Raw genomic sequence first — 26091 nt, 5'->3', positions numbered from 1 at the left:
TGGTGCTGGAGGTCGCGCCCCCTGTGCCGTAACTCGGCTTGCGGAGTCAAGTCATGCCTCGGCCTGGAACGCTGACTGGATTAAACAGCCTGCGCAAGATAAAGATTGCGGGGATCGTCACCAGATACATGATGATGCCGTAAAGCGCTGAAGGGACTGCATATTCCGTAATGCCCGCGGCATTGGCCACAAGACCCGCCACAGCGATCCCTAAGGCTGCGTTTTGCACACCCATCTCGATGGCAATACAAATACCATCTGCCCCAGACAATCCAATCACACGCGCGACCAAAACACCGACAACCAACAGCAAAATATTCATGCTTACAAAAAAAGGCCCCAGATGAGCGAAGTTTTCGGTGATCAAGACCCAGTTTGTGCCAATCGCGGCAAAGACGATCACTGCAAATAGTACAACCGCAACTCTGGACATCACGCGCTCCAATTTCTCTGCTTTAGCCGCTGCCAGTTTCCGCATTCCAAGACCCAACAGTACTGGCAATACTGTAATCGCAAACATCGCAATCGCGATGGAGGTGACGTTAATGTCCGGAGCTTCCGCTTCCAGAAATGCACTTGCGGCCCAAGATACCAGTAGTGGAACGGTCACCACAGACAACAGGCTGACAACTGCCGTCAGCGTTATGGAAAGGGCAACGTTTCCAGCTCCCAGTTTGGTTAAAACATTGGATGTCACACCCCCGGGGCAAAACGACAAAAGCATAACGCCAAAGGCCAACGCCGGAGGTAAATTAAACAATTGTAACAAGACAAACGCAGTCAGCGGAACCGCGACGATTTGCATGACCACACCAGTGGCAACGGCCTTGGGCATGGTGAGCACACGGCCAAAATCGGCAGGTGTCAAACCGAATCCCAATGAAAACATGATAAAGGCCAATGAAAGCGGCAGCGCCACGTCGACGATCATTCTTGGATCTCCCTTGTCGTTGGCCAGACCTTGCCACGACAGGCAAGCGAATCCCAAATGGAACTCTGCGTCACAAAGTTAGTGTGAGCAAGTTCAGTCGCCGAACCGGAGATCAGAAAGTGTATTTCACACAAAAACACATGTTAAATTTTGTTTTATGCGGCGGACCATAGCCTGCAAAAAGTACTGCACACGATCTCTAACCAAAGCCACCGGAGCCGCCGCCGTTAGGATCTCCTCCCCCCGAGCCACCACTGCCGCCCGAGCCACCGCTGCCCCCCGAGCCACCACTGCCGCCTGAGCCACCGCTGCCACCCGAGCCACCGCTGCCGCCTGAGCCACCGCTGCCACCTGAGCCACCGCTGCCGCCCGAGCCACCGCTGCCACCTGAGCCACCGCTGCCGCCCGAACCACCGCTGCCACCTGAGCCACCGCTGCCGCCCGAACCACCGCTGCCACCTGAGCCACCGCTACCGCCCGAGCCACCACTGCCGCCAGAACCGCCGCTGCCGCCAGAACCACCGCTGCCGCCCGAGCCACCGCTGCCGCCCGAACCACCGCTGCCGCCCGAACCACCGCTGCCGCCAGAACCACCGCTGCCGCCCGAACCACCGCTGCCGCCAGAACCACCGCTGCCGCCCGAACCACCGCTGCCGCCCGAGCCACCGTTGCCGTCATCCTGACCGCCGGTGCCCCCACTAGTCGCGGCAGTGGCAAAACCACCTTCGACACCATCCAGCCACCAAATCAGCTCATCAAGGGTTGGATTTTCAACTTCTACGTATTCTTTTGCCAGAACCATGACTTCTTGCAGTTCTGCGGTTGTCGCAACCTCCTGCGGTCTGCGATACGGTTCCCCCCAACGCGGCCCGCCTAAATACACTGCGGCAAACATAATTTTAGCTTTGATCGCCGATGTTCCACCAGCACGCAGCGCGTTGTAAAACATGACGTGGACGCGCCTCCAGGAATCCGAATGGAACCGCAGCCCGTTTTCATTCCCAACACCACAATATGCATCGTGAATAGCGGCTGCGTTCACAAACTCCTTCGTCGTAGGGGAGCCTACAATAGGAATAAATATGTCAGGAATTGAAGCCCCATCAGTAATTGTTCCAGAATCAGCGATCCAGCTAGATCCTTGGCCGTCAACGAATTGGAGCGGTTCAGCCACACGGTAAAACGTATTCGCGCGCTCGCGTATCCGCAGAGGTTTTGATCGATCCAGTTGCACTGGACTATTGCTAAACGCGCAGCCCGCACTATTGCCCTCACCACATGCGGCTCTGGAAACAGCCGAGCTACTGCTGCCATTCATGGCAACATCAGAAGCACATCCCGCAAGGGATCCACTCAGGACAATCGGTAAGACAGACCAGCGCATTTCAGCACCCAATCAAGTTACAGCATCACGCGATAACGCAAATATATAACCAAATTGAGGGAATTCAAAGTCTGCAGAACCTTACCTTACGTCGATTTGATCAAACAGCCGCCTTCAATGTATCAACCAGATCAGTTTTTTCCCAACTGAAACCGCCATCTGCCTCAGGCGCACGGCCAAAGTGGCCATAAGCCGCGGTTCTTTGATAGATCGGTTTATTCATCTGCAGGTGCTCACGAATACCTCTGGGCGTCAGATCCATGGATGCTGCAATCGCCCGTTCAATATCTGCCGGGGATACGTCTCCGGTTCCATAAGTATCAGCATAGATCGACAATGGCTTACTGACACCAATGGCATAGGACAACTGAATTGTGCAGCGCTCTGCCATGCCAGCGGCAACCACGTTTTTCGCCAGATAACGCGCGGCATAAGCAGCCGAGCGGTCGACCTTTGTTGGATCTTTACCTGAGAATGCCCCGCCACCATGAGGGGCCGCACCACCATAGGTGTCCACAATAATTTTACGCCCCGTCAGTCCAGCGTCGCCATCCGGCCCACCGATGACAAATTTTCCAGTTGGGTTCACATGCCATTCTGTGGCGTCGGTCAACCAGCCCTCGGGCAAGGTTTCCACGATATAGGGCTCGACAATTGCGCGGATCGCATCACTACTCAGACTTTCATCAAGGTGTTGCGTGCTGAGAACGATCGAACTGACACCGACAGGATTGCCACCTTCATAAACCACAGACAATTGTGATTTTGCATCGGGACCGAGCGCGGGCTCTGCTCCAGATTTACGAACCTCGGCCAAGCGGCGCAGGATGGCATGGCTGTATTGGATCGGGGCTGGCATCAATTCAGGCGTTTCAGTTGTGGCATAGCCAAACATGATCCCTTGGTCACCAGCACCCTCTTCCTTGTCCGCGTTTGCATCCACCCCCTGTGCAATGTGCGCAGATTGTTCATGCAGGAGATTGGTTATTTCCACCGTTTCGTGGTGAAACTTGTCCTGCTCATAGCCAATGTCTTTGATGCAGGCACGGGTGATATCATCAATTCGGCCCATGTATTCCTTGAGACGCGCCTGATCCGACAATCCAACCTCACCACCGATCACGACCCGGTTTGTTGTTGCAAAGGTTTCGCAGGCAACTCGCGCCTCGGGTTCTTCGGACAAAAACGCATCCAGAACAGCGTCTGAGATACGGTCACAAACTTTATCGGGGTGCCCTTCTGAAACGGACTCAGAAGTGAAAACATAGTTTTGGCGGGTCATGAAAGTCGCTCCACTAAAAATGACTGCCGTCACGTCAGGAAGCCGTTGTGACGGGGATTAAAGCCAATGCGCGCGAACATCGCGCAGGTTACTCAGCTCGTTTCTCTTCCTGTGCGCTTTTCCGCAAGGAATGACAAGGAAAAAAATAGCAAAAGTCCAATGATGACAGGCCAATCGCCTGTTCGTGAATAGAGCGTCGCAGGTAAAGGCGGCGGCAATGCAGCATCCTGCCAGCCTGCTATACCCAGCGGTATCGAGGCTGTTACTTGACCCGTGGCGTCGATCATGGCGGATACCCCTGTATTGGCCACTCTTATCATCGGCAGTCCCTGTTCCGCACTTCGCAGGCGTGCTTGCGCTAAATGTTGATAGGGACCTGAAACCTGACCGAACCACGCGTCATTGGTGATCAACAACAAAAAATCAGGTCGCGACGGTGCTGCATTTACATCTTGAGGGAAAACACCTTCGTAGCAAATTAGCGCTAAGGCCTTGCCCAGACCGTCTATGTTCATCACTTGCATGCCTGAGCCGGATGAATAGCCATTGCCTTCGCGTGAGGCCAAACCCGAAATTCCGAACTGGGACAGAAAGTTCCCAAAGGGCATATACTCTCCGAACGGAACAAGGTGATACTTGTCGTAAACCGAAGTCACCTCTCCCTGCCCGTCAAGCACTACCATGGAATTGTAAAACCGAACACCTTCGTATCGCTGCGCCCCCAACACAACTGATGCTCCTTGTGCCGCATCTGCAATCGCATCAAGCGTCGGCCCTGCGTTGTTCAACAAAACAGGTATGGCCGTTTCTGGCCAGACCACAAGATCGGGCTGCACAGACGCTCCATTATCACGTGTAAAGTCAATCTGCCGGTCAAAGAAGATCTGAACCTTGTCGGGATTCCATTTTTCATGCTGTGCTGCATTCGGTTGGATCAGCCGAACAACGGGTGCATCAGGTGCGGCTGCGTTCACAGGTGTCAAAGCCGTCCCTGCGACATATGCTAGGGCGACACAAATCATTCCCGCAATTCCATGGCCTCTTCGATCCGTCATGAACTGCCATAGTGCTGTTGCCGCGAGCAAAACTATTGCCGTCAGGAACAAGGAGCCACCATATGAGGCCCAATGAAGAAAAGGCGTATCGATTAGGGCATGTCCTGGCTGTGCCCACGGGAACCCAGTCAGAATGTAAGTACGCGCAGCTTCTATCAAGGTCAGGGTTGCAATCCACGCACCGGCCGTTGGCCCAGCACAACGCGCAAGCGCAAAGCCTGCCCCCCAAAGCAAGGCCAGCCCCGAGCTTAGTCCAGCCAAGGCAAACGGTGCCATCCACCCATGGCGTGCCACGTCAACCAGAAACGGTTCAACGATCCAGCTTAGCGCTAGCATGAAGTAACCAGTGCCTGTCGCCCAGCCTAGCATCGCAGCATGCTGCCAACCGCGCGACTGCTGGTACAGTCCAAACACAACGGCAAATGCAAACACCGTCGCAGGCCAAAGCCCCACCGGCGCCTGTCCCAACGCCGCCATGGCCCCAAGCACTGCTGCCAAGAGCATTTGCCTTCGCGTGGAAAGGTTAGCAGCCCAATTTTGGATCTGCGCTGCCACTACCATCAAATCGTCAGCCTTGTGTCTGAGATTGTGGGAGGCGCACGCGCAATCGTTTGATTCGGCGCGGGTCAGCGTCCAGAACTTCGATTACAGCACCGCTGGGATGCTCCACCACTTCACCACGGACAGGAACACGCCCCAACAACATGAAGATCAAACCGCCCATGGTATCGATTTCTTCTTCGTCCACCTCTTCGGCGTCTGTCAAAGATAGGCCTGTCTCCTCCTCGAACTCATCAAGAGGACATTTGGCTAATACCAGATAGTTTCCTGGTCCTTCATTGCTCCAGCACGTGCCCTCATCAATGTCATGCTCGTCTTCGATCTCGCCAACGACCTGTTCGATCAGGTCTTCAATGGTGGCCAGACCATCAACGCCGCCGTATTCATCAATGACCAAAGCCATATGCCGACGCTCGCTTTGCATCTTCTGCAAAAGAACGCCAATTGGCATTGAAGGTGGGACAAACAGCAAAGGCCGCAACATTTTTTTCAACGAAAATCTTGCGCCGCCCCCATTGAACCCATGTTTGAGTGCAAAGTCCTTGAGGTGTAACAGTCCAACCGGCGTATCCAACGTGCCGTCAAACACCGGCAATCGCGTCAGACCGCTTTCGCGAAAGATCGCTACCAGTTCATCCTTGGTTATACTCTCGGGCACGGAAACGATATCAGCTTTAGGGATCGCAACATCTTCAACCAGAATTTCACCAAGGCTTCCCAAACCTGGGGCCTCTGGCTTGCTACCGTTTCCATTATCAGATGGGTCGGATGAACTTTCTTCTCCAGGGCTGATCGCCCCCCAAATGCGTCTGAAAAACCCACCCTGTTCATCATCATTGTCCTGGCTAGACGCCTGCGCGCGATGCGCTGCGTTAGAGGAGTCTTCGATACTGTCGCCCATTCTCTCTTTCCATTGGCCGGGGCCGAAATTGCCCCACATCGTCTAATATGGGTCTTCCAGACCCAGTTTGCCAAGTACCGCCACCTCAATTCCCTCCATCAAAGTGGCATCCTTGTCACGAATATGATCATAGCCCAGCAAATGAAGCACCGCATGCACGATCAGATGCGTCACATGGTCCTTTTCTGATTTGTCAGAGTTCCCGGCCTCGCGTAGGCAGGTCTCATAAGCAATGGCGATATCCCCAAGCTCTGCATCTGGGCCGGTGTCTGGCAACTCAGGTCGATCACCGTCAAACTCAACTCCGCGCTCTTCGCTGGGCCAACTCAGGACATTGGTTGGCTGCGGCTTGTCGCGAAAATCAGCATTAAGTTCCGCAATACGTGCATCATCGCAACCCATAACGACAATTTCAAACTTCGATGGATCCAGGCCAAGATACTTGAGGGTCGCCTGCGCTGCTTGCTCTGACAAAGCAGGCAGATCCAATGCATCCCAGCGCACGTCTTCAACAATTGTATCCGTAAGCATCCAATTCGCCTCACCATCGGGCCATCACTGACCCGCGTCATAGGCCTCGATGATGGCCGCGACAAGCGGATGTCGAACGACATCTTTGGCCGTAAAGTAATTGAACGCGATATCCGGGATCGTTTTCAACAATCGTTCTGCGTCATGTAGCCCCGAGGCCACGCCGCGCGGCAAATCCACCTGACTGCGGTCGCCGGTGATAACCATGCGCGAACCCTCGCCCAAGCGCGTCAGGAACATCTTCATCTGCACCGACGTCGCATTTTGCGCTTCGTCCAACACAACAAAGGCATTGGCCAATGTACGCCCGCGCATAAAGGCCAGCGGTGCGATCTCTATTCGCTTTTCCTCGATTAGTTTCGCAACTTGCTTGCTGGGCAAAAAATCATTCAACGCATCATAGAGAGGCTGCATATAAGGGTCGACTTTGTCTTTCATGTCACCGGGCAAATAGCCCAGTTTCTCCCCAGCCTCGACCGCCGGACGGCTGAGGATGATTCGATCAACATGTCCCTCAATGAACATAGAAACGCCCACTGCGACCGCGAGATAAGTCTTACCGGTGCCCGCGGGCCCGATACCAAAAGCCAGTTCTTTAGAAAATAATGACTTTACATAGGCTTTCTGTGCATCTGTCCGAGGCTCGACCAGTTTTTTGCGGGTCTTGATCTCAACGCGGCCGCCCTGAAACATTTCAAGCTGATCGCCGTCATGACATTCGCCATCGTCAGGTGCCATTCGCAGTTCCCGATCGACATCGCCATGTTCGACCGAGCGCCCATCTTCAAGCCGCTCATAAAGCGCCTGCAGAACCTGCGCGCCCTCCTCAACAGCGTCAGTTGGTCCCATCACGGCCAACTGATTCCCCCGGCGCAAGATCTGCACCCCTAGGTTTTGTTCAATCTCGGTAAGATTGCGGTCATATTCGCCGCAAAGATCTATCAATAAACGATTATCTGGAAATTCAATGACCGTTTCATGCAATTCGTCCGGTCCGGATTGCGGTGGCAGCACGCTGGTGACCAATCCTATCTCCTTAAAACGAGGTCCTTGATGAAATCGTGCCAAGTTGTGCTTGTCAGCGCAAGAGGCAATGCGCCTCGCCATGAAAAAGTCGGACAAAAACTTCCGACCATTTTAACCGGATGCGCTATTTAAATAATTCCAGAGACCCCGTTTCAGAAGCTGTAGTTCAGCCCTAAACGAATATTATTGAAACTCGGGGTCACGACCGTACTTGCACCAGCACTGTCGCGTAGTGTGAAGCTGTTGATGTAGTTGTATTCCCATTCCAACAAAGCAGAGAGGTTTTGATTGATCGCGCGCTCAACCCCCAGGCCAAATACTAAGCCGCCTTGGTTGTCGCTCCCATTCAGAGCGATCGTGTCGCCACCGGTAGCGCCATTCACATCATAATCAAATTCAGTGTTAATATAGCCTAGTGTCGTATAAAAAAGCGTATTCTTTTTAGAGTTGGTGATCCCGCCTTTGTACTTTAGCGAGAGGACACTCTCTATTTCGGTCGACGCATCATATGCTGCTGTCGAAAATGAATCTTCGATATCCGAAAAGTCATATCCCAACTCGAAACCATAAACGAACAACCTGCCGCCACTGGGCAAAGGTAAATTATTGCGCCAACCTAAGCGCAGCCCATAGTTCAAACCTTCTGGTTCAAAGGTGCCGGCATTTGCCACAAACCTTCCATTCGGGTCTGTATGCCCAACTTCATCATCTTGCCCAAAGGCATAAGCCAAGCTTCCGCCTGCATAGAAACCATTAAGGTCGAGTTCCGTTGCAGGAGCAGGGGCGAGCACGGTCGGTTCGGCAATCTCTTCCAAATTCCCTGCAATACTTAGTTCTGTTCCGGCGACCAGAACGACTGTCATTGTTAGTGCTTTCGCAGCATTCTTGTACTGCCGATTTGCTTCAGTGTTTACCATGTACATATTTCACCACTCCCACATGCTGACGCATAAAATTCGCAACACCACCTATGGCATGACCCACATCATCACAGAAATGTAAATGCCACCAATGGAGCCCCGCATAATATACCGGGGCTAAAAATCCAAAAATAAAATGGATTATTCGCGAAGAATCGGGGTTCAGCGCAGAAAACTGGCAAATTTGACGCTAGGCAAGTATCCCCTTGAGAGAATTCGTTCCTGATTCCACAATTCTAACAGCACACAAATCACCTGCCGCAGCATTCGCCTTATCAACATGGACGGCATGAAGGTATTCTGATTTTCCGACCATCTGGCCTTCGAAACGACCAGGTTTCTCGAACAACACCTTTACCTCACGTCCAACCATTTCATCTTGGATGGCCCGTTGATCTCGCGTGATCAAAGCCTGAAGGCGTTGTAGGCGCTCGGATGCTTCATCTTCATCCACCAATGGACGTTCAGCCGCCGGGGTCCCAGGCCGCGTCGAGTATTTGAATGAATAAGCGTAGCCATACCGAACCTCTTCCACGAGATCGAGTGTGGCTTGAAAATCCTCTTCTGTCTCTTCAGGGAAGCCCACAATGAAGTCCCCCGACATCAAGATGTCCGGGCGCGCTTCACGGATACGTTCAATTAAACGCAGATAGCTTTCAGCTGTGTGGCTGCGATTCATCCGCTTAAGAATTTTGTCGCTTCCTGACTGTACCGGCAGATGCAGATAAGGCATCAACTTATTACAGGTGCCATGTGCTTCAATCAGCGCATCATCCATGTCGTTCGGATGGCTCGTGGTGAAACGAATGCGCTCTAGCCCATCGATCTTATCCAGCTCCCAGATGAGCTGTGCCAAGGTTTTGTCGCTCCCATCAGACCCTGCCCCGTGATAGGCATTCACGTTCTGCCCCAGCAGAGTAATTTCGCGCACGCCGCGTTCGACCAGATCACGGGCTTCGGTCAGGATGCGATCTACCGGACGACTTACCTCGGCCCCGCGCGTGTAGGGCACAACACAAAAGGCGCAGAACTTGTCGCAGCCTTCCTGCACTGTCAAAAATGCAGTTGGTCCACGTTTGGCCTTGGGGCGCGACTTCAGGCGCTCAAACTTGTCCTCTTCGGGGAATTCCGTATCAAGCGCCTTGACACCTTCTTGTGTCTTCGCCTCCATCTCAGGTAGACGATGATAGCTTTGCGGCCCCACCACCAAGTCAACCAGAGGCTGGCGGCGCATGATTTCCTCGCCTTCGGCCTGAGCCACGCAGCCCGCCACGCCGATTTTCAAATCCGGTTTTTCCGCCTTTAAACCCTTGAAACGCCCAAGCTCGGAATACACCTTTTCTGCGGCTTTTTCGCGAATGTGGCAGGTATTGAGCAAGATCATATCCGCGTCATCGGGGGTCTTTGTCTCGACATACCCGGCCCCGCCCAGCGCCTCGGCCATGCGTTCGCTGTCATAGACGTTCATCTGACAGCCATAGGTTTTGATATACAGTTTCTTCGCTTCGGACATGCGTCTGCGCCCCGGGTCTCTGTTCACGGTTTCAGGGCGACTGCCTACATCAGATAGGGGGTGACTTGCAATGCAAGACGATATAGCCAAATCTGACGACACACATCACGGGATCATCGAATGCATCACAGCAGTTTGAATGCTTTTTTATCCTCGCAGAATCAAGTTTCTGTCAAAGCCCCCATTGCAATGATCTTCGTTGAAGATGAAGTCGAGATCGACACGACCGTTCGGCATCACTTGAACAGCGGCTTCAATCCAATCCTGGTGTTCATGCCTGAGAGTTTTGAATTGTCTGAAGAACTGTCAGGTAAAATCCATCGCATAGATCACGATTTGGCGCAAACCCACGATGTACCTTCTGTCGTCAACCAGATGATCACGGCGTTTCCGAGCACTTGGATGTATTACTGCTTCAACGCCGAATACCTGTTCTTTCCGTTTTGCGAAACTCGCACGATTGGCGAAATGTTGGCTTTTCATACTGAAGAGCGGCGCGACGCCATGGTTTGCTACGTTGTCGATCTGTACGCCGAAGATTTGATCCAATTCCCCAATGCCGTTTCTTTGGAAACAGCGCATCTGGATAAGTCCGGCTACTACGCCTTGGCCCGCCTTGACCCAGCCAATCATAATCACCCGAAAGAGCGGCAATTGGACTTTCATGGTGGACTACGCTGGAGATTTGAAGAACACGTTCCCCAAGCTCGCCGCAAAATAGACCGGATTGCCCTCTTCAAATCGCAACCTGGATTGGTCTTGCGCGAAAATCACACTTTCAACAGTGAAGAGTACAACACCTATGCTTGCCCTTGGCATCACAATCTCACGGCCGCAATCATGTCCTTTCGGGTAGCCAAGGCGCTCAAGAGAAACCCGGGATCTTCCTGTTATATTAACACATTAAAATGGCAGAACTCCATTCTGTTTGAGTGGGATTCACGTCAATTGCTTGATTTGGGAGTGATAGAACCTGGGCAATGGTTCTGAGAATTATAAGTCTGCTTGAAACACCTGAGCGATGAACTAAACATCTCGACGCAAAGCAAGTTCAAGCCTGCCTAATACTGCAGGAAACAAAATCTATTGCTGGTAAGTATTTACTGTCTTAGCTTCAATAATGCGGCGGTGACTGGGGATCCACTGCGGTCACTATTGTCGGAGATTTTCGATACAGCGGCAGTCACAAAGCTCCTGGCACCTTCAGAACTTTCTATCAATTCAAGCACTTTGACCGCGGTCACCTGCATGCCATCATGAACCGGTGGCGCCAGACGTTTTTCTTGCCAGATAGCAGTCAAAGCGGCACCGGTCATCACGAACATTGTCAAACTGGCCCACTTGCGCGCGCGTTTTCCGCGCGCGAGGAAGCGGTCATAATTTTGCTCAGGGCTGGTGCGTCGAAAATCCATAATTCTGACGCTGCGACTCACAAATGGCAAGAATAAGGCACAAAGCGGACCAATCGGTGATCAATCCACCTGCAATTTAAAGATTATCTTGTTGCGGCATCCCTAACACGTGGAAACCACCATCAACCCGGATAATTTCACCTGATGTACAGGCTCCGGCGTCTGACGCCAGATAGACTGCGGTGCCGCCAATGGCTTGCAAGGTAGCGTTGGCTCGCATCGGCGCGTTGTCTTCAGTATGACGGAAGGTCTTGCGTGCCCCACCAATCGCCGCCCCGGCCAACGTCTTCATCGGGCCCGGCGAAATGGCGTTCACACGAATACCATCCGGCCCTAAATCATTTGCCAAGTACCGCGTCGCCGCCTCCAAGGCTGCCTTTGCAACACCCATGACGTTATAGTTCGGCACAACACGGTTAGAGCCTTGATACGTTAATGTAGTCAGCGAGCCGCCATTTTCCTTCATCATCGGATAAGCGCGACGCGCCACTTCGATGAAGGAATAAGCACTGATGTCCATCGAGTTCTTGAAATTTGCACGTGATGTGTTCAGGAACCGGCCGGTCAGCTCGGACTTGTCCGAATAGGCCACGGCGTGGATCACAAAATCAATCGTCGGCCAACGGGCAGCCAATTCGTCAAACGCGCGGTCCAGCGACGCATCATCGGTAACATCCGCATCCACCATAAAGTCGCTGCCAACGCTTTGCGCCAAAGGCTCCAGCCGTTTTCCAAAAGCCTCACCCTGATAGGTGAACGCCAATTCTGCACCTGCGTCGTGCAGCGCCTTGGCAATCCCCCAGGCGATCGACCGATCATTGGCCACGCCCATTACCAGCCCGCGCTTGCCCTGCATTGGTTTTGTCATATGAATTCTACCCGTGATATTTGCTCAGCAGCATCGACCCGTTGGTCCCGCCAAAGCCAAAACTGTTTGTCATAACCGTATCGAGCCCCGCATCATCCACCCGAACTGTCGCGATTTCTTCTGCGTTCAGCTCTGGATCAAGAGTTTCGACATTGATCGAAGGAATGATAAAGTCATCGCGCAATGCCAGCAGGCAGAACACCGCCTCAAGCGCGCCGGCTGCGCCTTGTGCGTGGCCAGTCATCGACTTGGTCGAACTGATCGGCGGCACGTTACCTTCGCCAAAGATCCGGCGCACGGCCGCGACCTCACCTGCATCACCAACCGGCGTGCTTGTGCCGTGAGCATTGATGTAACCTACCTTGCGACCCTCTGGCAGCTGGCTCAATGCCAGTCGCATGGCACGCTCGCCACCCTCACCGGATGGAGCCACCATATCGTGGCCATCACTTGTGGCTGCATAACCTGTGACCTCAGCGTAAATCTTCGCGCCGCGCGCCTTGGCATGCCCCAGCTCTTCTAGAATCAGAATGCCGCCACCGCCAGAAATCACGAATCCATCGCGATCTGCATCAAACGCGCGCGAGGCCTTCGCTGGCGTATCATTATATTTGCTCGACATCGCGCCCATCGCATCAAACAGACACGACAGTGTCCAATCCAATTCTTCACCGCCGCCGGCAAACATCACGTCCTGCTTGCCCATCATGATCTGCTCGGCCGCATTGCCGATACAGTGCAGACTGGTCGAACAGGCCGAGGTGATCGAATAATTGATGCCTTTGATCTTATAGGCTGTCGCCAAGTTCGCCGAGATGGTCGAGCACATGCATTTTGGCACAGCAAAGGGTCCGATCCGTTTGGTTGCACCGGTTTTCTTTACAGTTTCATGTGCGGTCAGCATCGCTGATGTTGATGGTCCACCAGAGCCAGCAACCAAGCCTGTACGTGGGTTGGAAATGACGTCTTCACTCAATCCACTGTCGGCAATCGCCTGCCCCATCGCGATATGGGCATAGGCCGCGCCTGGTCCCATAAACCGCAATGCGCGTTTATCGATGTGTTCAGACACATCAATATCCAATGCACCAGCGATCTGACTGCGGAACCCATGTTCTGCCATGGATTCATTGGCAGTAATTCCCGAGCGACCCGCCTTGAGCGAAGCCACCACTTCTTCGGCATTATTGCCAATGCTCGAAACAATTCCCAATCCGGTTACAACAACACGACGCATGCGCCCACTCCTTAGTGTCCGGTTAGATCTCCGGCGCCAGTCTTCAGCTTGCTGCCTGCGCCAGCCCGACCTTCATATCGCGCACTTCGCAGACAACCTCACCGTCGGCTTTCACGACGCCGTTGGCAACACCCATTTTCAGCTTGCGATCAATCACGCGGGTGAAATCTATGTGATAGGTCACCAACTTTCGATCCGGGCGCACCATCCCGGAGAGTTTGACCTCACCCGCACCAAGGGCAAAGCCTTGCCCCTGCCAGCCACGCCAACCCAGATTGAAGCCGGTGAGCTGCCACAGGCCGTCCACCATCAGACAGCCGGGCATCACATTGTTACCGGGGAAATGGCATGGAAAGAACCAAAGGGCCGGTGTGATATCCAGCTCTGCGACAATATGTCCTTTGCCATTCTCGCCGCCATCACCGCTGACGTCGGTGATCCGATCCATCATAAGCATGGGCGGTTCGGGCAATTGGGCGTTTCCGGGGCCAAATAACTCCCCTCGGGCACATTTCAGCAATTCTTCTTTGTCGAAACTGCTTGGATATTCGGCCATTCAGAGCACGCCTTTCTGTAGTCGGGTCATCATCTTACCGCTTCCTCTAGCACCCGTCAAAACCTCGTTGCAAGCCCGACCGGTCATTATCCCCTTATATATGCTATGCGATTTTCATTTGAAATTCCTGTAAAGCAGGTCCAATATCTATTGTGACTAAAATGGATGAAGCCCGTGATACCCTCACAAGCAACACTTCGTGAAATAGAATGGCTAACTGGTTCGGGCCTGCGCCCTACCCGTCAGCGAGTTGCACTTGCCTCTTTGTTGGTTGGTGATGGACAACATCGCCACGTCACCGCAGAGAGCCTATTCGCTTCCGTCAATGAATCCGGAGAGCGTGTTTCGCTTGCAACCGTGTACAATACATTGCGAGCCTTCTGCGATGTGGGTCTATTGCAAGAAGTCACAGTCGACGGCTCAAAAAGTTATTTTGACACCAACACACATGATCACCCTCACTTTTACTGGGAAGACGACAACAGCTTGTCGGACGCCCCTGCGGATCAGTTGGAAATCGTACAGCTGCCGGATGCCCCTGAGGGCACGGAAATTTCCAAAGTTGATGTTGTCATCCGCTTGCGGCGGAAATGAGCGCTAAGTTAAGCACGCGCATACTATGGCTCAGCGATCTACATTTTGATCTTCAGAACTTGGTTCTGGGGCACGACCCCATTGCCCGGCTGAACGCAGCAATAGAATTCATCACCCAACATTATGCCGATGCGGCCCTGTGTATGATTACTGGAGATATGGTAGAAACGGCCACAGTCGAAAATTACACAGCAGTTCGCACGGCGCTGGACGCCCTGCCCATGCCCTGGCTTCCGATGGCCGGCAATCACGATAAGCGCACCTTGTTTTTGCAATACATGCCCCTACCGGACAGTGCTCAATCTGGTTTCGCGCAATACACGGTTGATCTGCCAAACCTACGCTTGATCTGCCTCGACAGCCTCAAGACAGGCGCCGACAGCGGGGAGCTGTGCGCTGAAAGACTGCGTTGGCTCAAAGGCATACTTGAACGCACAGATACGCCCTGCGCCGTCGCCCTGCATCATCCCCCTGTCCCGCTGGACTTGCCGATGTTGGACCCAGATCGACTGGAAGACAGTGAGAATCTCATGCAGATTCTTGCCCAATATCCGATGGTCAAGCATGTGTTCTGCGGGCATGTTCACCGTCCCGTCACAGGTTGCTTCAACGGCCTACCGTATACCAGTATCCGATCCGTACTGTATCAAGCCCCACCACCAATGCCGGCATGGGACTGGGACAGTTTTAACCCCGCACCCGAGGCACCCGATCTTGGGGTGATTGACATCCGGTCCGAAGGTCTAAACATACAGTTCACTCCATTCTGCTCTGCAGATCACTGCGTAACGCCCGCAACCACCTGATCTCAAAGGATTACTCAATGCGCGCCATGCACTATTCCCGTTTTGGCCCTGCGGCCGACGTTCTGGAACTTGCAACAGTGGATACTCCAAGCCCAGCTGCTGGTGAAGTGCTGGTTCGGCTTGCCTATTCTGGCGTAAACCCGTCTGATTCCAAGGCGCGTGCAGGTACCCGTCCCGGCGTCACCAAGCCCGCCTTTGACCAGATCATCCCACATTCCGATGGCTCCGGTGTGATTAAAGCTGTTGGCGATGACGTTGATCAATCTCGGATTGGGCAGCGAGTCTGGATCTACAACGGCCAATGGCAGCGCGCATTCGGCACCGCCGCCGAATACATCGCCCTGCCAGCGGAACAGGCCGTTCCCCTGCCCGAGGATGTCTCGCTTGAGACCGGGGCCACCCTTGGCATCCCCGGTCTGACCGCTACGCAAACTGTCTTTGGTGGTGGTGATGTAACAGGAAAAACCTTGCTGATTTCTGGCGGCGCTGGTGCCGTCGGTCATAATGCCGTGCAACTGGCCAAATGGGCCGGTGCCACCGTGATCGCCACAGCCTCGCCAAGTGGCAATGATCGCGTGAGAGCTGCGGGGGCCGAGCATGTGCTGGATTACAATGATCCCGAATTGCCACAGAAGATCATGGACCTCAGCAACGGAGGGGTAGATCGCGCTATCGAGGTCGAATTTGGCACCAATGCTGCCTTACTGGCCGAGGTGATGAAACCACTGGGCACCGTTGCCACCTATGGGTCGGGCAAGGCTCTGACGCCAGAGCTGCCTTTTGGACCCTATCTCTTCAAGGCCCTCAAGATTGACATCACCCTGATTTACATTCTTCCGGCCCCTGAACGCGCCGCCGCCATCGTGCGATTGCATCAAGCCTTGAGTGACGGCGCCTTACAGCCCGCCATCGCCACAACATATCCACTGGAGAGCTGCGCCGAGGCCCAAGACGCCGTAATGACGTCTGGACGCACAGGCGCTGTTCTGCTGGATATGCAGACCACCTGAGCATAAAAAATCCACTCATCTCAAGGTAGTCATTCCGTACCCGCAATTCCAACACAATCACGCCGCAAATCACAAATAGCGGAAGATTCGTGAAGTGAATTGATTCTTAACCGGAGCCCCCATGAAAAAAATTATCTGCCTCCTGGCGGTCCTCGCCCCAACTGCGGCCTTTGCTGCTGATCGCACTTTTGAATGTGTTCCTGAAAAGAGCCCCCTGCCTGAACTGACCGCTAAGCTGGTCAAATTCGGCGAAGCGGACAAGGGCCAGATCACGGTGGACGGCACTGAGATGGAGGCACAGGTGTTTGGCTCGCTGGGCGGCTTCAACTTTCTGCACATCGGCGACGGCTACACCATGAGCTACGACGTCAATATTGAGGAAGGCACCGTCAAATACTCAGCCTCCGGCAGCAAAAACGGTCACGGTTCGGGAACCTGCTCGGAACTCTAAAGACGAACGCAAGACGGCACGGATGACACTCACGTCCGTGCCGCCATCTCTTTTAACCGATTGAAATTAATTCAATCGCAAAGGTCAGATCCTTGCCTGCCAGAAAATGGTTGGCGTCCAGAATGACCTCATCATCGCTCATCTCAACCACTGTGACCGCCATGGTCTGACCATCAGGCGTCTGAACCTGAAGCTGCATTCCCAAATCAAGCGGGATGTCTGCCGGTATTTCTTGACGTGGCACCGCCTGACGCGCCGCCGGCTCAACCGGGCCGTAAGCCTGATCCGAGGGCACTTCGACAGTTTTCTTGTCGCCCACGCCCATGCCCGGCAACGCCACATCCAGCCCAGGAATAATTTGGCCTGAGCCAACAACAAACTCCAGCGGCTCCCCGCCATCGCTGCTGTCAAAGACAGAGCCGTCGGCCAAGGTGCCGGTATAATGAATACGAACGGTATCGCCCGCTTGAACCTGGGTCATGAAATTTCCAATCCTGACTGGGTGTGAATGTGCAAGGCCGGGCGATGCGCCAGGGTGCTTGATATGAAGGGCCAAACGCTAGCTGGTACAGGCCCGAATTGCAAACGCATTGAACCCGCGCTCACGAGATTGTACCGGACACAATGCAAGGCTTTCACCGCTCGGCGATCCATGCCAGTCTGCCGCCGATCAGAGGACGAAATCATGGCCATTACCACCTGTATCTTTGACGCCTACGGAACCCTGTTTGATGTCGCGTCCGCCGCCCGCATCGTGGCGAGCGAGCCGGGTCGCGAGGATTTTGCCAGGCATTGGCCCAAGATCGCGGAACACTGGCGCCTCAAGCAGTTGCAATACACGTGGTTGCGCGCCGTAATTGGCCAGCACACCGATTTCTGGCAAGTGACGCAGGATGGACTGGATTGGGCATTGGAAGCCGAGCGGTTGGACAAAGACCCCGATCTACGGGCCCGCTTACTGCAACTTTATTGGGAGTTGGAAGCCTACCCCGAGGTGCCAGCAATGCTGCATTCGCTGAAACAGGGAGGCCTCAATACGGCAATTCTCTCCAACGGATCCCCAGATATGTTAAATGGTGCGGTGCAATCGGCAGGCATCGGCGACGTTCTGGATGATGTCCTGTCGGTGGAAAGAGTCGGCATTTTTAAGCCCGCGTCCGTGGTCTATGACCTTGTGGGACAGCGATTTGCATGCAGCAAGGACGAAGTTCTGTTTGTCTCCTCCAACGGCTGGGATGCAGGAGCCGCTGCCGGATATGGCTTTACCACCGCTTGGGTCAATCGCATGGGCGATCCGGTAGACCGGCTGCCAGCCAGACCCAACCATTTCTTGTCGGATCTGACCGGCATTCCAAAACTCGCGAGGGCTTGATGCCGAAGTTCACCACCACCGATGGGCTGTCACTATTTTACACGGATCAGGGTGAAGGTGCGCCTGTTCTGTGTTTGGCCGGATTGACGCGCAACACATCAGATTTCACCTATTTGGCTGAAAACATGACCGGCAACAGATTGATATGTATGGATTATCGTGGGCGCGGCCTATCCGATTACGACGCCACTTATTCGAACTACAACATCGGGCGCGAGGCGCTGGATGCGATTGAGCTGATGGACCATCTGGGCATCGACCGTTTCTCGCTGATAGGCACCTCACGCGGTGGGCTGATCGCCATGGCCTTGTCGCACAGCCACCCGGCACGGCTGGCGGGCGTGGTGCTCAATGACATCGGCCCCGTGGTATCGCCCGACGGAATCGAGCGGATCATGGACTATGTCGGCAAGGAACCACCGTTTGCAGACCTTGATCAAGCGGCCGGGGCGCTGATGATCGGACATGCGCAGGGTTTTCCCGATGTGCCGCTAACGCGTTGGCGCGAGCAAGCCGAATTCATGTGGTCCAACAAACCCGGTGGTGGCGTTGGCCTGCGATACGATCCGCACCTGCGTGATGCGTTAGTGGGACAAGCTGGTGCTGGTGATGCCATACCAGACCTATGGCAGCTGTTCGACGGGTTGCGCGATATTCCTTTAGCCGTGATCCGAGGAGCAAACTCGGACCTTCTAAGCGCTGAAACACTGGAGCAAATGCAGGCGCACAATCCGAATCTGCAGGCCACCACTGTACCCAATCGCGGGCACGTTCCCTTCCTTGACGAGCTGGAATCGCTCGCAGCCATCACCAAACTGCTGGAAAAGACCCAATGACCAATATCTCGATGATCCGAGCCGCTGCCGACCGCCTGAATGGACACGCCCGGCGCACTCCCCTGCTCTCTTCCCCGTTTCTGGATGAGATTGCTGGGCGTCGCGTGTTGATCAAACCTGAATGCCTGCAACACACTGGCAGTTTCAAATATCGCGGTGCGCGCTCCGCAGTATCGGCATTGGATGACACGACGCGAGCCAAGGGTGTGATCGCCTTTTCCAGTGGTAACCACGCGCAAGGCGTGGCTCTGGCCGCTCGCCAATACGGCATACCCTCCGTGATTGTGATGCCCGAGGATGCGCCGAAGTTGAAAATCGACAATACCCGCGCTTTGGGTGCTGAGGTCGTGCTTTATAACCGTGCCGATGGTGAGAGCCGCGAGGCTTTGGGTGAACAATTACAAGTCGAGCGCGGCCTCACCCTGATCCGCCCCTATGACGAACCGCAGGTGATCGCCGGTCAAGGCACCACCGGACTGGAGATTGCAGAACAGGCCAAAGCCGAAGGCGTGGAACAGGCCGATGTATTGGTATGTTGCGGTGGTGGTGGCTTGACCTCGGGCATTGCGCTGGCGCTTGAAGCTGAAGCCCCCGGTCTGCGCGCTCGCCCCTGTGAACCCGAAGATTTTGACGATGCCACCCGATCCCTCGCCGCTGGCGAGCACCGCAGCAATGCTCAGCCTTCGGGTAGCATCTGCGACGCCATTGTCACCCCCACCCCGGGCGAGATCACCTTTCCGATCATGAAGCGTCTCTGCGGCGCTGGCCTCGTGGTCACAGAAGACGAATGCCTGCGCACCATGGCCTTGGCTTTTCAACGCTTGAAACTGGTGATTGAGCCGGGCGGTGCTGTGGCGTTGGCCGCCGCTCTCTTCCGCAAAGATCAGATTGAAGGCGAAGCTGTTTTGTGTACCATTTCTGGGGGTAATGTGGACACAAATATGTTCGAGCGTGCTCTTAACCAATACGGAACCTAATTCATGACCGATTTTACGATTGCTTCATTTAACGTCAAAAACCTGATTGGCGCAGACAAAGAATATTACGAGTTTCAGACCTACACGCCTGAAGAATTTGCATGGAAACAAGACTGGCTGGCGGATCAGCTTCTCACCATGGATGCCGATATTGTCGGGTTCCAAGAGATCTTTGAGGAAGAAGCGCTCAAAGGTGTGATTGACGAGTTTAACACCCGTGCAAAGGTCCACAATGACGCAAAAATTCCTGACAAATCAAAGCGCTATCATAAAAAGGTAATTTTTCGGAAACTCCGAATTGACCCCTATGATACTGCCGCCATCGCCTTTGCCCCAAATGCCGCAGATGAGGGTATCCCCGGCCAGCGCCGCCCCGGTGTGGCGATCCTGTCGCGATTCGGCTTTGCCGGCACGCCCGAAATCATTCAGGACCTCAAAGAACCCCTGAATATCCCCTTCCCACCCTTGCGTGGCATGGAGGGCTCACAAGATGCCGGCCACTACAGACTAAAACGCCTGTCGCGCCCTATTCTGAAGGCTCGTATTCCTATCGGAAATCAAACCATTACCGTGTTTAATTGCCACTTGAAGTCCAAACTGGGTGAATTCATCAAACCACAGGGAGCACCCTTTGCACCAGAAGAGGACTTGACCCAATATGACGCGGTGAGCCGTGCCCTCGGCAGCATGCGTTCTGCGGTACGTCGCATGGCCGAAGCTTGGGTGTTGCGCCGCGAAGTCGTACACGAATTGAACGCTGGCAACCCGGTCATGGTTCTGGGAGACTTCAACGACGGCGAAGACGCGGTGAGTTCGGAAATTATCACCGGCGAAACCCCATTTAAGAACTATGCGTGGATGCAGCGTCACGATGCCAAACAGAAATCAGACCGTTACAGCGACGTGGAGAACACCCAGATCACCGAAGCGGTGAATGCCATGCAGCTGCACTCCGCCGAAAAACTGTTTGTCCGCAATTCCCTGCGTGACATGGTCTTCACCTCTGTCTTTGGGGGGGTGTTTGAATCGATTGACCAGATCTTCATGTCACGCCATTTCCACCCGGATTTTGCAAGCCGTATCGGCGAAATGACCTATTTTAATGCCTTTAATGACCACCTGACCGATGGATCACACACCGAAGCCCCGTACAACAAACTAGCCTCGGACCATGGTCAGATTATGGCTCATATGACGCTATTCTGAACATGGGCGATCAAATGACTTCCAGATTTGACAGTGGCGAATGCAAACTTGCCTATCAGGATCTCGGACCAAGTGATGCCCCAGCCTTGATATTGGCGCATCCTCTGGGGTTCGGCCAACATGTCTGGCACGGCGTTTTGTCGGAACTGCACAGTCAGCTTAGGGTCATCACATATGATTTGCGTGGGCATGGCGGCTCTGATTGCCCAGAGCCACCCTATTCGATGGGAACCCTGATCCGGGATACCGAAACACTTTTGGATCATCTCGAAATCCGCGACTGCGTGTTTCTCGGCGCCGGCATCGGTGGATTGGTCGCGCAAGGCTTGGCTGTCAAACGGCTCGATCAGATCCGTGCGATGGTGTTGTGTGGCACTGCGGCCAAGATCGGCTATCCAGCACATTGGAAATCTCGCATTGAAACGGTGCGTCTTGATGGTATCGAGGCGATTGCCACAGAGGTGCTAAAACGCAGCTTTTCGCGCAAGTTTTTGGCCTCTTGTGATTTGCAGCGTTGGCATCAATCTGTTTTGCAACAAAATCCCGATGGCTACATCGGCTGTGTACAAGCCATCTCGGGAACCGATTTCTATACTCCAACATCTGGCCTGCGCCTTCCCACACTTGGCTTGGTGGGATCCGATGATCGGATCACCCCGCCCGATCTGATGCGAGAGACCGTTGATCTGATCCCCGGTTCCCAGTTTCAACTTTTTCGTGGTGCCGGGCATTTGCCATTTGTGGAGCAGCCTTCAGCATTTGCAGACCATCTGACCAAGTTTCTCAAAACGATTGGCCATATCTGACGTCAGAGTTGTCCACGAGCGACACGCGCGCCGCATTCGGCCTTGCAAGGTCGCCCAGAATCGCCATCACTTGCAAAACCACGTCTGTTCAGAATGGAAATACAGATCATGCAAACCATCAAAGCCGCCGTCTGCCATGAGTTTGGTCAGCCCCTTGTTGTTGAAAACGTGCAACTGCGCGCGCCGGAAGCGGGTGAGGTTCAGGTCGACCTTTCGGCCGTCGCGATTTGTCATTCGGATATTTCGTATGCCGGGGGGGCCTGGGGTGGGTCTTTGCCTGCGGTCTATGGCCATGAGGCTGCTGGGCATGTCAGCGCCGTTGGCGAGGGTGTGAACGGGCTGAGCGTGGGCGACCCTGTCGTGGTGACCCTGATCCGCGCCTGCGGACAATGCCCCAGCTGTGGTGGGGGCCGTCCGACCGGGTGTGAAACGCCCTATGATGGAGATCTCGGCCCGCTGTCGACCGAAGATGGCGGCATGCTGCATCAGGCGATGGCCTGCGGGGCCTTTGCCGAAAAGGTGGTTGTCGATCAGAGCCAGTTGGTCAAACTGCCGGAAAGATTCGCCATGGACACGGCCAGTCTGCTGTCCTGCGGCGTGATCACCGGCGTCGGTGCTGTGGTCAATGCTGCTGGATTGCGTGCAGGTCAGGATGTGGTTGTCATCGGTGCGGGTGGGGTCGGGCTCAACGCCATTCAGGGGGCGCGGATTGCCGGAGCACGCCGGATCGTTGCGGTGGACATGACCGAAGATAAACTGGAAATTGCGCGCGAGTTTGGAGCCACGGACGGCGTTTTGGCAACATCAGACAAACCATGGCGTGACGCCAAGGCTGCGATGGGTCGAGGCGCGGATGCCGTTATTGTCACTGTCGGTGCCATTCCAGCCTACGATCAAGCACCACAATATCTGGCTGGCGGTGGACGCGTGATCATGGTTGGTATGCCGCATGTCGGAGGAGCTTCGTCCTATGAGCCAGTGAATTTTGCGGCAGCAGGCCAAGGGATGATCGGCTCAAAAATGGGCGATGTGGTGATCCGCCGGGATATTCCTTGGATGATCGACCTCTATCAACAAGGCCGGTTGAAGCTGGATGAGCTGATTTCCAACCGTTGGTCTCTGGATCAGATCAATGATGCGATTGAAGATACAAAATCAGGTGCTGCAAAACGAAACGTCATCCTATTTTAGGTCTGCAAGACCTATCATTTTGACTAGGTTTTTTTGGGATTTGCCGTAAAATCGGCAAGTCCCTTTCATGTAATTACCATGTTAATCCGTCTTAACTCTTGCCCGACATTCAAACGAAGTCCATATTTCAGCGGGATATGAGGCACCTATTGACGCGCTAATCCGCAGCGCTGAGCAAGGAAGCAGTAGAACACAGTGGTCGCGATCATTACTGAAATCCGTTATCGGAATGGGCCCGGGTTCGATCCTGATAGCGACTACGTCGAAGTGCGCGTTCCCACAGGCACAGATGTGTCCGACATTCAGGTGGATATCTACAACCCAAACGGCTCCCTGCGCAGTTCGAACACTCTGGATAACCCGCCGACCACGGTCGGTGGCTTCGACTATTATATTGTTACGGCACGCATCAATCGCTTTGGCGCTGTCAGCCTTGTCGAAGATGGGACCATCAGCAGTTTCGTATCCTTCGATGACACTGTCACCATCAATGCCGGCACCCCCGATGAGCTGACGTCAACCATCATCGGAACGAACGGGAATGACAGCACAGCGTCTTTGAGTTCTACCGATGGTGAAAACTTCTTCGTTGACGATAACCCCAATCCGGGTGCCCCTGCGTGTTTTACTTCTGGCACATTGATTGAAACCCCAAATGGGGTAATCCCAGTTGAACGACTCAGGCCCGGCGATATGGTCACGACATCGGACCACGACGCCCAAGCGATCAGATTGTGTCTGTCGCGAAAGATTGGCCATTCTGAGTTGCTCATACATGAAAATCTTCGTCCTGTTCGAATCATGGCAGGCACGTTGGGGCAAGGCTTGCCAAAGCAGGATCTGCTGGTGTCACGCCAGCACCGAATGCAGATCGTGTCCAAAGTCGCGCAGCGGATGTTCGGGACCAGCGAGGTGTTGATCCCCGCTATCCGCCTGACAGAGCTGCCCGGCATATTTGTCGACTGCGACATAAAAGAAGTCGAATATTTCCATCTGGTTTTTGAACAACATCAGATCGTTTTCGCAGAAGGCAGCGCAACAGAGAGCTTCTATCTTGGACCAGAGGCGTTCAAAACACTATCAAACGAAGCTCTTGCGGAACTCACTACAATCTTTCCGGATCTGCACAACGCTGAACGAGGTCACCAACCCGCCCGATTTATCCCAACAGGTAAACAACAGAAAAAGCTGATCACCCGCTGCTTAAAAAATGGGAATTTGCATTCCACCCTTCCCCCGCATCAACGTTCTGACTGATCAACGTTCGGCGTTGTTACACGCTTCGCTTTCGTAAAAACCTTTGTGCATGTGACTTTGCGACATCTTTGACGTATTCAGTCTTGTCAGCCCCACCCGTGCAGGCCACGCTGTTTTCATGCAGTACGGAGCCCCCGCATGAAACTTCAAGATCTCGACATCATCATCACCGCACCGCCTGCGCCCGGCTGGGGTGGTCGATATTGGATATTGGTCAAACTCACCACCGATACCGGGATCACCGGTTGGGGCGAATGCTATGCTAGCAGCATCGGCCCAGAGGCGATGAAACCGGTCATTCGGGATGTGTTTGAGCGCCACATGCTGGGGGAAAATCCGGAAAACATCGAATTGATGTTCCGGCGCGCGTTTTCTTCGGGCTTTACCCAACGCCCTGATCTGACGGTGATGGGCGCGTTTTCAGGGTTGGAGATCGCCTGTTGGGATATTCTTGGCAAAGCTCGGGAACGTCCGGTCTGGGCCTTGCTTGGGGGCAAGATGAATGATCGCATCCGCGCCTATACATATCTATATCCCCTGCCCAAGCATGACATCACTGCTTTTTGGAGCTCACCTGAAATGGCGGCCGAGGCCGCAGCGGATTGCGTGGAACGCGGGTTTACAGCCGTGAAATTCGACCCCGCCGGGCCTTACACCCTGCGCGGCGGTCATATGCCTGCGATGAATGACATCTCAATGTCTGTTGATTTCTGCAAAGCCATCCGCGAAGCGGTTGGCAATAAAGCTGATCTGCTCTTCGGCACGCACGGACAATTTACAACCGCCGGGGCCATCCGACTGGGTCAGGCATTGGAACCCTATTCGCCGCTGTGGTTCGAGGAACCGATTCCTCCGGACTCTTTCGATGAGATGGCAAAAGTTGCTCAAGCAGTACGCATTCCTGTTGCGACTGGTGAGCGTTTGACAACCAAAGCAGAATTTGCACAGGTTCTGAAATCAGGGGCAGCCACCATCATGCAACCCGCCCTCGGACGGGCTGGGGGAATTTGGGAAATGAAAAAGGTCGCGGCAATTGCTGAAGTCTACAATGCCCAGATGGCACCGCACCTTTACGCGGGGCCCGTGGAATGGGCGGCCAACATTCATCTGGCGGCGTCGATCCCGAATATTTTGATGTGCGAAACCATCGAGACTCCGTTCCATGATCAGTTGATCAAAGGCACAATTCGCGTGGAAAACGGCTTTATCACGCCGCCAGAGGCCCCGGGTTTGGGTATTGAGGTCGATGAAGATCTGGCGCGCGCGAATCCTTACACCGATGACGGTCTGCATCTGCAGATGCAGGAAGCACCTTGTGACTACGTGAACGCCAACTTCTTTGCCGGTGGTGCGCCGCCAAAAGAAGAATAGTCTTTCACGACTTATAAAACGAAGCCGGCCCCTCAGT

The 26091-nt window shown here is 54.2% G+C and carries 27 protein-coding genes and 1 riboswitch; of the genes, 13 read left to right on the top strand and 14 right to left on the bottom strand.

Translation table 11 applies throughout. The features are described 5' to 3' along the window. Nucleotides 1-46: 46 nt before the first annotated feature. The 9 genes from ROA7450_RS12530 to miaB all read right to left on the bottom strand — a co-directional run bounded on the left by ROA7450_RS12530 (nt 47) and on the right by miaB (nt 10104). On the bottom strand, nt 47-931 hold the full coding sequence (locus tag ROA7450_RS12530; RefSeq protein WP_085806183.1) for a bile acid:sodium symporter family protein: 885 nt from the start codon (nt 929-931) through the stop codon (nt 47-49). A gap of 199 nt (nt 932-1130) precedes the next feature. Further along, nucleotides 1131-2249: a DUF1353 domain-containing protein gene (locus ROA7450_RS12525; protein WP_234999512.1), complete on the bottom strand. Its 1119-nt coding sequence runs from the start codon at nt 2247-2249 to the stop codon at nt 1131-1133. Nucleotides 2250-2415: 166 nt separating this feature from the next. After that, nucleotides 2416-3597, bottom strand: a complete 1182-nt coding sequence (gene metK / locus ROA7450_RS12520; RefSeq protein ID WP_085806181.1) for a methionine adenosyltransferase — start codon at nt 3595-3597, stop codon at nt 2416-2418. Between the two features lie 6 nt (nt 3598-3603). After that, nucleotides 3604-3654: riboswitch (SAM-SAH riboswitch) on the bottom strand. A 35-nt stretch (nt 3655-3689) separates the two neighbouring features. Further along, nucleotides 3690-5156 carry an apolipoprotein N-acyltransferase gene (lnt, locus tag ROA7450_RS12515; RefSeq protein WP_234999508.1) on the bottom strand — a complete coding sequence of 489 codons (1467 nt, stop codon included), beginning with the start codon at nt 5154-5156 and terminating at the stop codon, nt 3690-3692. Nucleotides 5157-5220: 64 nt separating this feature from the next. Then, nucleotides 5221-6114: a hemolysin family protein gene (locus ROA7450_RS12510; protein WP_085806179.1), complete on the bottom strand. Its 894-nt coding sequence runs from the start codon at nt 6112-6114 to the stop codon at nt 5221-5223. A gap of 42 nt (nt 6115-6156) precedes the next feature. Then, nucleotides 6157-6645 carry an rRNA maturation RNase YbeY gene (gene ybeY / locus ROA7450_RS12505; protein ID WP_085806178.1) on the bottom strand — a complete coding sequence of 163 codons (489 nt, stop codon included), beginning with the start codon at nt 6643-6645 and terminating at the stop codon, nt 6157-6159. 24 nt (nt 6646-6669) lie between these two features. Further along, nucleotides 6670-7671, bottom strand: a complete 1002-nt coding sequence (locus tag ROA7450_RS12500; protein ID WP_234999507.1) for a PhoH family protein — start codon at nt 7669-7671, stop codon at nt 6670-6672. Nucleotides 7672-7823: 152 nt separating this feature from the next. After that, the gene (locus ROA7450_RS12495) at nt 7824-8588 is read right to left on the bottom strand and encodes an outer membrane protein (RefSeq protein ID WP_159454041.1); all 765 of its coding nucleotides are present in this window, start codon (nt 8586-8588) and stop codon (nt 7824-7826) included. Nucleotides 8589-8781: 193 nt separating this feature from the next. Continuing rightward, on the bottom strand, nt 8782-10104 hold the full coding sequence (gene miaB / locus ROA7450_RS12490) for a tRNA (N6-isopentenyl adenosine(37)-C2)-methylthiotransferase MiaB (RefSeq protein ID WP_085806175.1): 1323 nt from the start codon (nt 10102-10104) through the stop codon (nt 8782-8784). 120 nt (nt 10105-10224) lie between these two features. On the opposite strand from miaB, the gene ROA7450_RS12485 reads away from it, so the two are divergent. Beyond that, nucleotides 10225-11094 (top strand): hypothetical protein, encoded by an 870-nt coding sequence (locus ROA7450_RS12485; protein WP_085806174.1) that lies wholly within the window; start codon nt 10225-10227, stop codon nt 11092-11094. Between the two features lie 110 nt (nt 11095-11204). On the opposite strand, the gene ROA7450_RS12480 is transcribed toward ROA7450_RS12485, so the two are convergent. From ROA7450_RS12480 to fabA, 4 genes are all read right to left on the bottom strand, one after another. Continuing rightward, on the bottom strand, nt 11205-11516 hold the full coding sequence (locus ROA7450_RS12480; RefSeq protein WP_085806173.1) for a hypothetical protein: 312 nt from the start codon (nt 11514-11516) through the stop codon (nt 11205-11207). Between the two features lie 76 nt (nt 11517-11592). Beyond that, nucleotides 11593-12384 carry an enoyl-ACP reductase FabI gene (locus ROA7450_RS12475; protein ID WP_085806172.1) on the bottom strand — a complete coding sequence of 264 codons (792 nt, stop codon included), beginning with the start codon at nt 12382-12384 and terminating at the stop codon, nt 11593-11595. Nucleotides 12385-12391: 7 nt separating this feature from the next. Beyond that, nucleotides 12392-13621 (bottom strand): beta-ketoacyl-ACP synthase I, encoded by a 1230-nt coding sequence (fabB, locus tag ROA7450_RS12470; RefSeq protein ID WP_085806171.1) that lies wholly within the window; start codon nt 13619-13621, stop codon nt 12392-12394. A gap of 43 nt (nt 13622-13664) precedes the next feature. Beyond that, nucleotides 13665-14177, bottom strand: a complete 513-nt coding sequence (gene fabA / locus ROA7450_RS12465) for a bifunctional 3-hydroxydecanoyl-ACP dehydratase/trans-2-decenoyl-ACP isomerase (RefSeq protein ID WP_085806170.1) — start codon at nt 14175-14177, stop codon at nt 13665-13667. Between the two features lie 177 nt (nt 14178-14354). On the opposite strand from fabA, the gene irrA reads away from it, so the two are divergent. From irrA to ROA7450_RS12445, 4 genes are all read left to right on the top strand, one after another. Beyond that, nucleotides 14355-14771 (top strand): iron response transcriptional regulator IrrA, encoded by a 417-nt coding sequence (gene irrA / locus ROA7450_RS12460; protein WP_234999511.1) that lies wholly within the window; start codon nt 14355-14357, stop codon nt 14769-14771. Further along, nucleotides 14768-15577 (top strand): phosphodiesterase, encoded by an 810-nt coding sequence (locus tag ROA7450_RS12455; protein WP_085806168.1) that lies wholly within the window; start codon nt 14768-14770, stop codon nt 15575-15577. The genes irrA and ROA7450_RS12455 overlap by 4 nt, the downstream gene beginning before the upstream one ends. Nucleotides 15578-15594: 17 nt before the next feature. Next, nucleotides 15595-16587 carry an NADPH:quinone reductase gene (locus ROA7450_RS12450; protein ID WP_085806167.1) on the top strand — a complete coding sequence of 331 codons (993 nt, stop codon included), beginning with the start codon at nt 15595-15597 and terminating at the stop codon, nt 16585-16587. Nucleotides 16588-16708: 121 nt separating this feature from the next. Beyond that, complete coding sequence (locus tag ROA7450_RS12445; protein ID WP_085806166.1) at nt 16709-17038, top strand: hypothetical protein; 330 nt, start codon at nt 16709-16711, stop codon at nt 17036-17038. 52 nt (nt 17039-17090) lie between these two features. On the opposite strand, the gene ROA7450_RS12440 is transcribed toward ROA7450_RS12445, so the two are convergent. Continuing rightward, a complete protein-coding gene (locus ROA7450_RS12440) occupies nt 17091-17519 on the bottom strand; it encodes an FKBP-type peptidyl-prolyl cis-trans isomerase (RefSeq protein WP_085806165.1) in 429 nt (142 codons plus the stop codon). A gap of 204 nt (nt 17520-17723) precedes the next feature. Between ROA7450_RS12440 and ROA7450_RS12435 the strand changes: the two genes are divergently transcribed. The 8 genes from ROA7450_RS12435 (at nt 17724) to ROA7450_RS12400 (ending at nt 26054) form a co-directional block, all read left to right on the top strand. Further along, the gene (locus ROA7450_RS12435; protein ID WP_085806246.1) at nt 17724-18410 is read left to right on the top strand and encodes a haloacid dehalogenase type II; all 687 of its coding nucleotides are present in this window, start codon (nt 17724-17726) and stop codon (nt 18408-18410) included. Then, nucleotides 18410-19246, top strand: a complete 837-nt coding sequence (locus tag ROA7450_RS12430) for an alpha/beta fold hydrolase (protein WP_085806164.1) — start codon at nt 18410-18412, stop codon at nt 19244-19246. The genes ROA7450_RS12435 and ROA7450_RS12430 overlap by 1 nt, the downstream gene beginning before the upstream one ends. Continuing rightward, nucleotides 19243-20223 carry a threonine ammonia-lyase gene (locus ROA7450_RS12425; protein WP_085806163.1) on the top strand — a complete coding sequence of 327 codons (981 nt, stop codon included), beginning with the start codon at nt 19243-19245 and terminating at the stop codon, nt 20221-20223. The genes ROA7450_RS12430 and ROA7450_RS12425 overlap by 4 nt, the downstream gene beginning before the upstream one ends. Nucleotides 20224-20226: 3 nt before the next feature. Then, nucleotides 20227-21429, top strand: a complete 1203-nt coding sequence (locus tag ROA7450_RS12420) for an endonuclease/exonuclease/phosphatase family protein (protein ID WP_085806162.1) — start codon at nt 20227-20229, stop codon at nt 21427-21429. A gap of 14 nt (nt 21430-21443) precedes the next feature. After that, the gene (locus ROA7450_RS12415) at nt 21444-22235 is read left to right on the top strand and encodes an alpha/beta fold hydrolase (RefSeq protein ID WP_085806245.1); all 792 of its coding nucleotides are present in this window, start codon (nt 21444-21446) and stop codon (nt 22233-22235) included. A 108-nt stretch (nt 22236-22343) separates the two neighbouring features. Beyond that, nucleotides 22344-23426: an alcohol dehydrogenase catalytic domain-containing protein gene (locus tag ROA7450_RS12410; RefSeq protein ID WP_085806244.1), complete on the top strand. Its 1083-nt coding sequence runs from the start codon at nt 22344-22346 to the stop codon at nt 23424-23426. A 195-nt stretch (nt 23427-23621) separates the two neighbouring features. Then, complete coding sequence (locus ROA7450_RS12405; protein WP_085806161.1) at nt 23622-24683, top strand: Hint domain-containing protein; 1062 nt, start codon at nt 23622-23624, stop codon at nt 24681-24683. Nucleotides 24684-24821: 138 nt separating this feature from the next. Continuing rightward, complete coding sequence (locus ROA7450_RS12400) at nt 24822-26054, top strand: mandelate racemase/muconate lactonizing enzyme family protein (protein ID WP_085806160.1); 1233 nt, start codon at nt 24822-24824, stop codon at nt 26052-26054. The last annotated feature ends 37 nt before the right edge of the window (nt 26055-26091 follow it).

The organism is Roseovarius albus, assembly GCF_900172335.1.
In the GTDB taxonomy this organism is placed as follows: Bacteria; Pseudomonadota; Alphaproteobacteria; order Rhodobacterales; family Rhodobacteraceae; genus Roseovarius; species Roseovarius albus.
This window is presented reverse-complemented; position numbering and strand designations above follow the sequence as displayed.

Excerpts from the sequence above, each read along its gene's own strand:
- ROA7450_RS12525 (WP_234999512.1), bottom strand. The coding sequence starts at position 2,249 with ATGAATGGCAGCAGTAGCTCGGCTGTTTCCAGAGCCGCATGTGGTGAG.
- ROA7450_RS12435 (WP_085806246.1), top strand. The coding sequence starts at position 17,724 with ATGGCCATTACCACCTGTATCTTTGACGCCTACGGAACCCTGTTTGAT.
- ROA7450_RS12510 (WP_085806179.1), bottom strand. The coding sequence starts at position 6,114 with ATGGGCGACAGTATCGAAGACTCCTCTAACGCAGCGCATCGCGCGCAG.
- ROA7450_RS12430 (WP_085806164.1), top strand. The coding sequence starts at position 18,410 with ATGCCGAAGTTCACCACCACCGATGGGCTGTCACTATTTTACACGGAT.
- ROA7450_RS12450 (WP_085806167.1), top strand. The coding sequence starts at position 15,595 with ATGCGCGCCATGCACTATTCCCGTTTTGGCCCTGCGGCCGACGTTCTG.
- ROA7450_RS12485 (WP_085806174.1), top strand. The coding sequence starts at position 10,225 with ATGCATCACAGCAGTTTGAATGCTTTTTTATCCTCGCAGAATCAAGTT.
- fabA (WP_085806170.1), bottom strand. The coding sequence starts at position 14,177 with ATGGCCGAATATCCAAGCAGTTTCGACAAAGAAGAATTGCTGAAATGT.
- ROA7450_RS12410 (WP_085806244.1), top strand. The coding sequence starts at position 22,344 with ATGCAAACCATCAAAGCCGCCGTCTGCCATGAGTTTGGTCAGCCCCTT.
- ROA7450_RS12475 (WP_085806172.1), bottom strand. The coding sequence starts at position 12,384 with ATGACAAAACCAATGCAGGGCAAGCGCGGGCTGGTAATGGGCGTGGCC.
- ROA7450_RS12455 (WP_085806168.1), top strand. The coding sequence starts at position 14,768 with ATGAGCGCTAAGTTAAGCACGCGCATACTATGGCTCAGCGATCTACAT.
- lnt (WP_234999508.1), bottom strand. The coding sequence starts at position 5,156 with ATGCTCTTGGCAGCAGTGCTTGGGGCCATGGCGGCGTTGGGACAGGCG.
- ROA7450_RS12495 (WP_159454041.1), bottom strand. The coding sequence starts at position 8,588 with ATGGTAAACACTGAAGCAAATCGGCAGTACAAGAATGCTGCGAAAGCA.
- ROA7450_RS12445 (WP_085806166.1), top strand. The coding sequence starts at position 16,709 with ATGAAAAAAATTATCTGCCTCCTGGCGGTCCTCGCCCCAACTGCGGCC.
- fabB (WP_085806171.1), bottom strand. The coding sequence starts at position 13,621 with ATGCGTCGTGTTGTTGTAACCGGATTGGGAATTGTTTCGAGCATTGGC.
- ROA7450_RS12400 (WP_085806160.1), top strand. The coding sequence starts at position 24,822 with ATGAAACTTCAAGATCTCGACATCATCATCACCGCACCGCCTGCGCCC.
- metK (WP_085806181.1), bottom strand. The coding sequence starts at position 3,597 with ATGACCCGCCAAAACTATGTTTTCACTTCTGAGTCCGTTTCAGAAGGG.
- ybeY (WP_085806178.1), bottom strand. The coding sequence starts at position 6,645 with ATGCTTACGGATACAATTGTTGAAGACGTGCGCTGGGATGCATTGGAT.
- ROA7450_RS12420 (WP_085806162.1), top strand. The coding sequence starts at position 20,227 with ATGACCGATTTTACGATTGCTTCATTTAACGTCAAAAACCTGATTGGC.
- ROA7450_RS12530 (WP_085806183.1), bottom strand. The coding sequence starts at position 931 with ATGATCGTCGACGTGGCGCTGCCGCTTTCATTGGCCTTTATCATGTTT.
- ROA7450_RS12440 (WP_085806165.1), bottom strand. The coding sequence starts at position 17,519 with ATGACCCAGGTTCAAGCGGGCGATACCGTTCGTATTCATTATACCGGC.
- ROA7450_RS12415 (WP_085806245.1), top strand. The coding sequence starts at position 21,444 with ATGACTTCCAGATTTGACAGTGGCGAATGCAAACTTGCCTATCAGGAT.
- miaB (WP_085806175.1), bottom strand. The coding sequence starts at position 10,104 with ATGTCCGAAGCGAAGAAACTGTATATCAAAACCTATGGCTGTCAGATG.
- ROA7450_RS12480 (WP_085806173.1), bottom strand. The coding sequence starts at position 11,516 with ATGGATTTTCGACGCACCAGCCCTGAGCAAAATTATGACCGCTTCCTC.
- ROA7450_RS12425 (WP_085806163.1), top strand. The coding sequence starts at position 19,243 with ATGACCAATATCTCGATGATCCGAGCCGCTGCCGACCGCCTGAATGGA.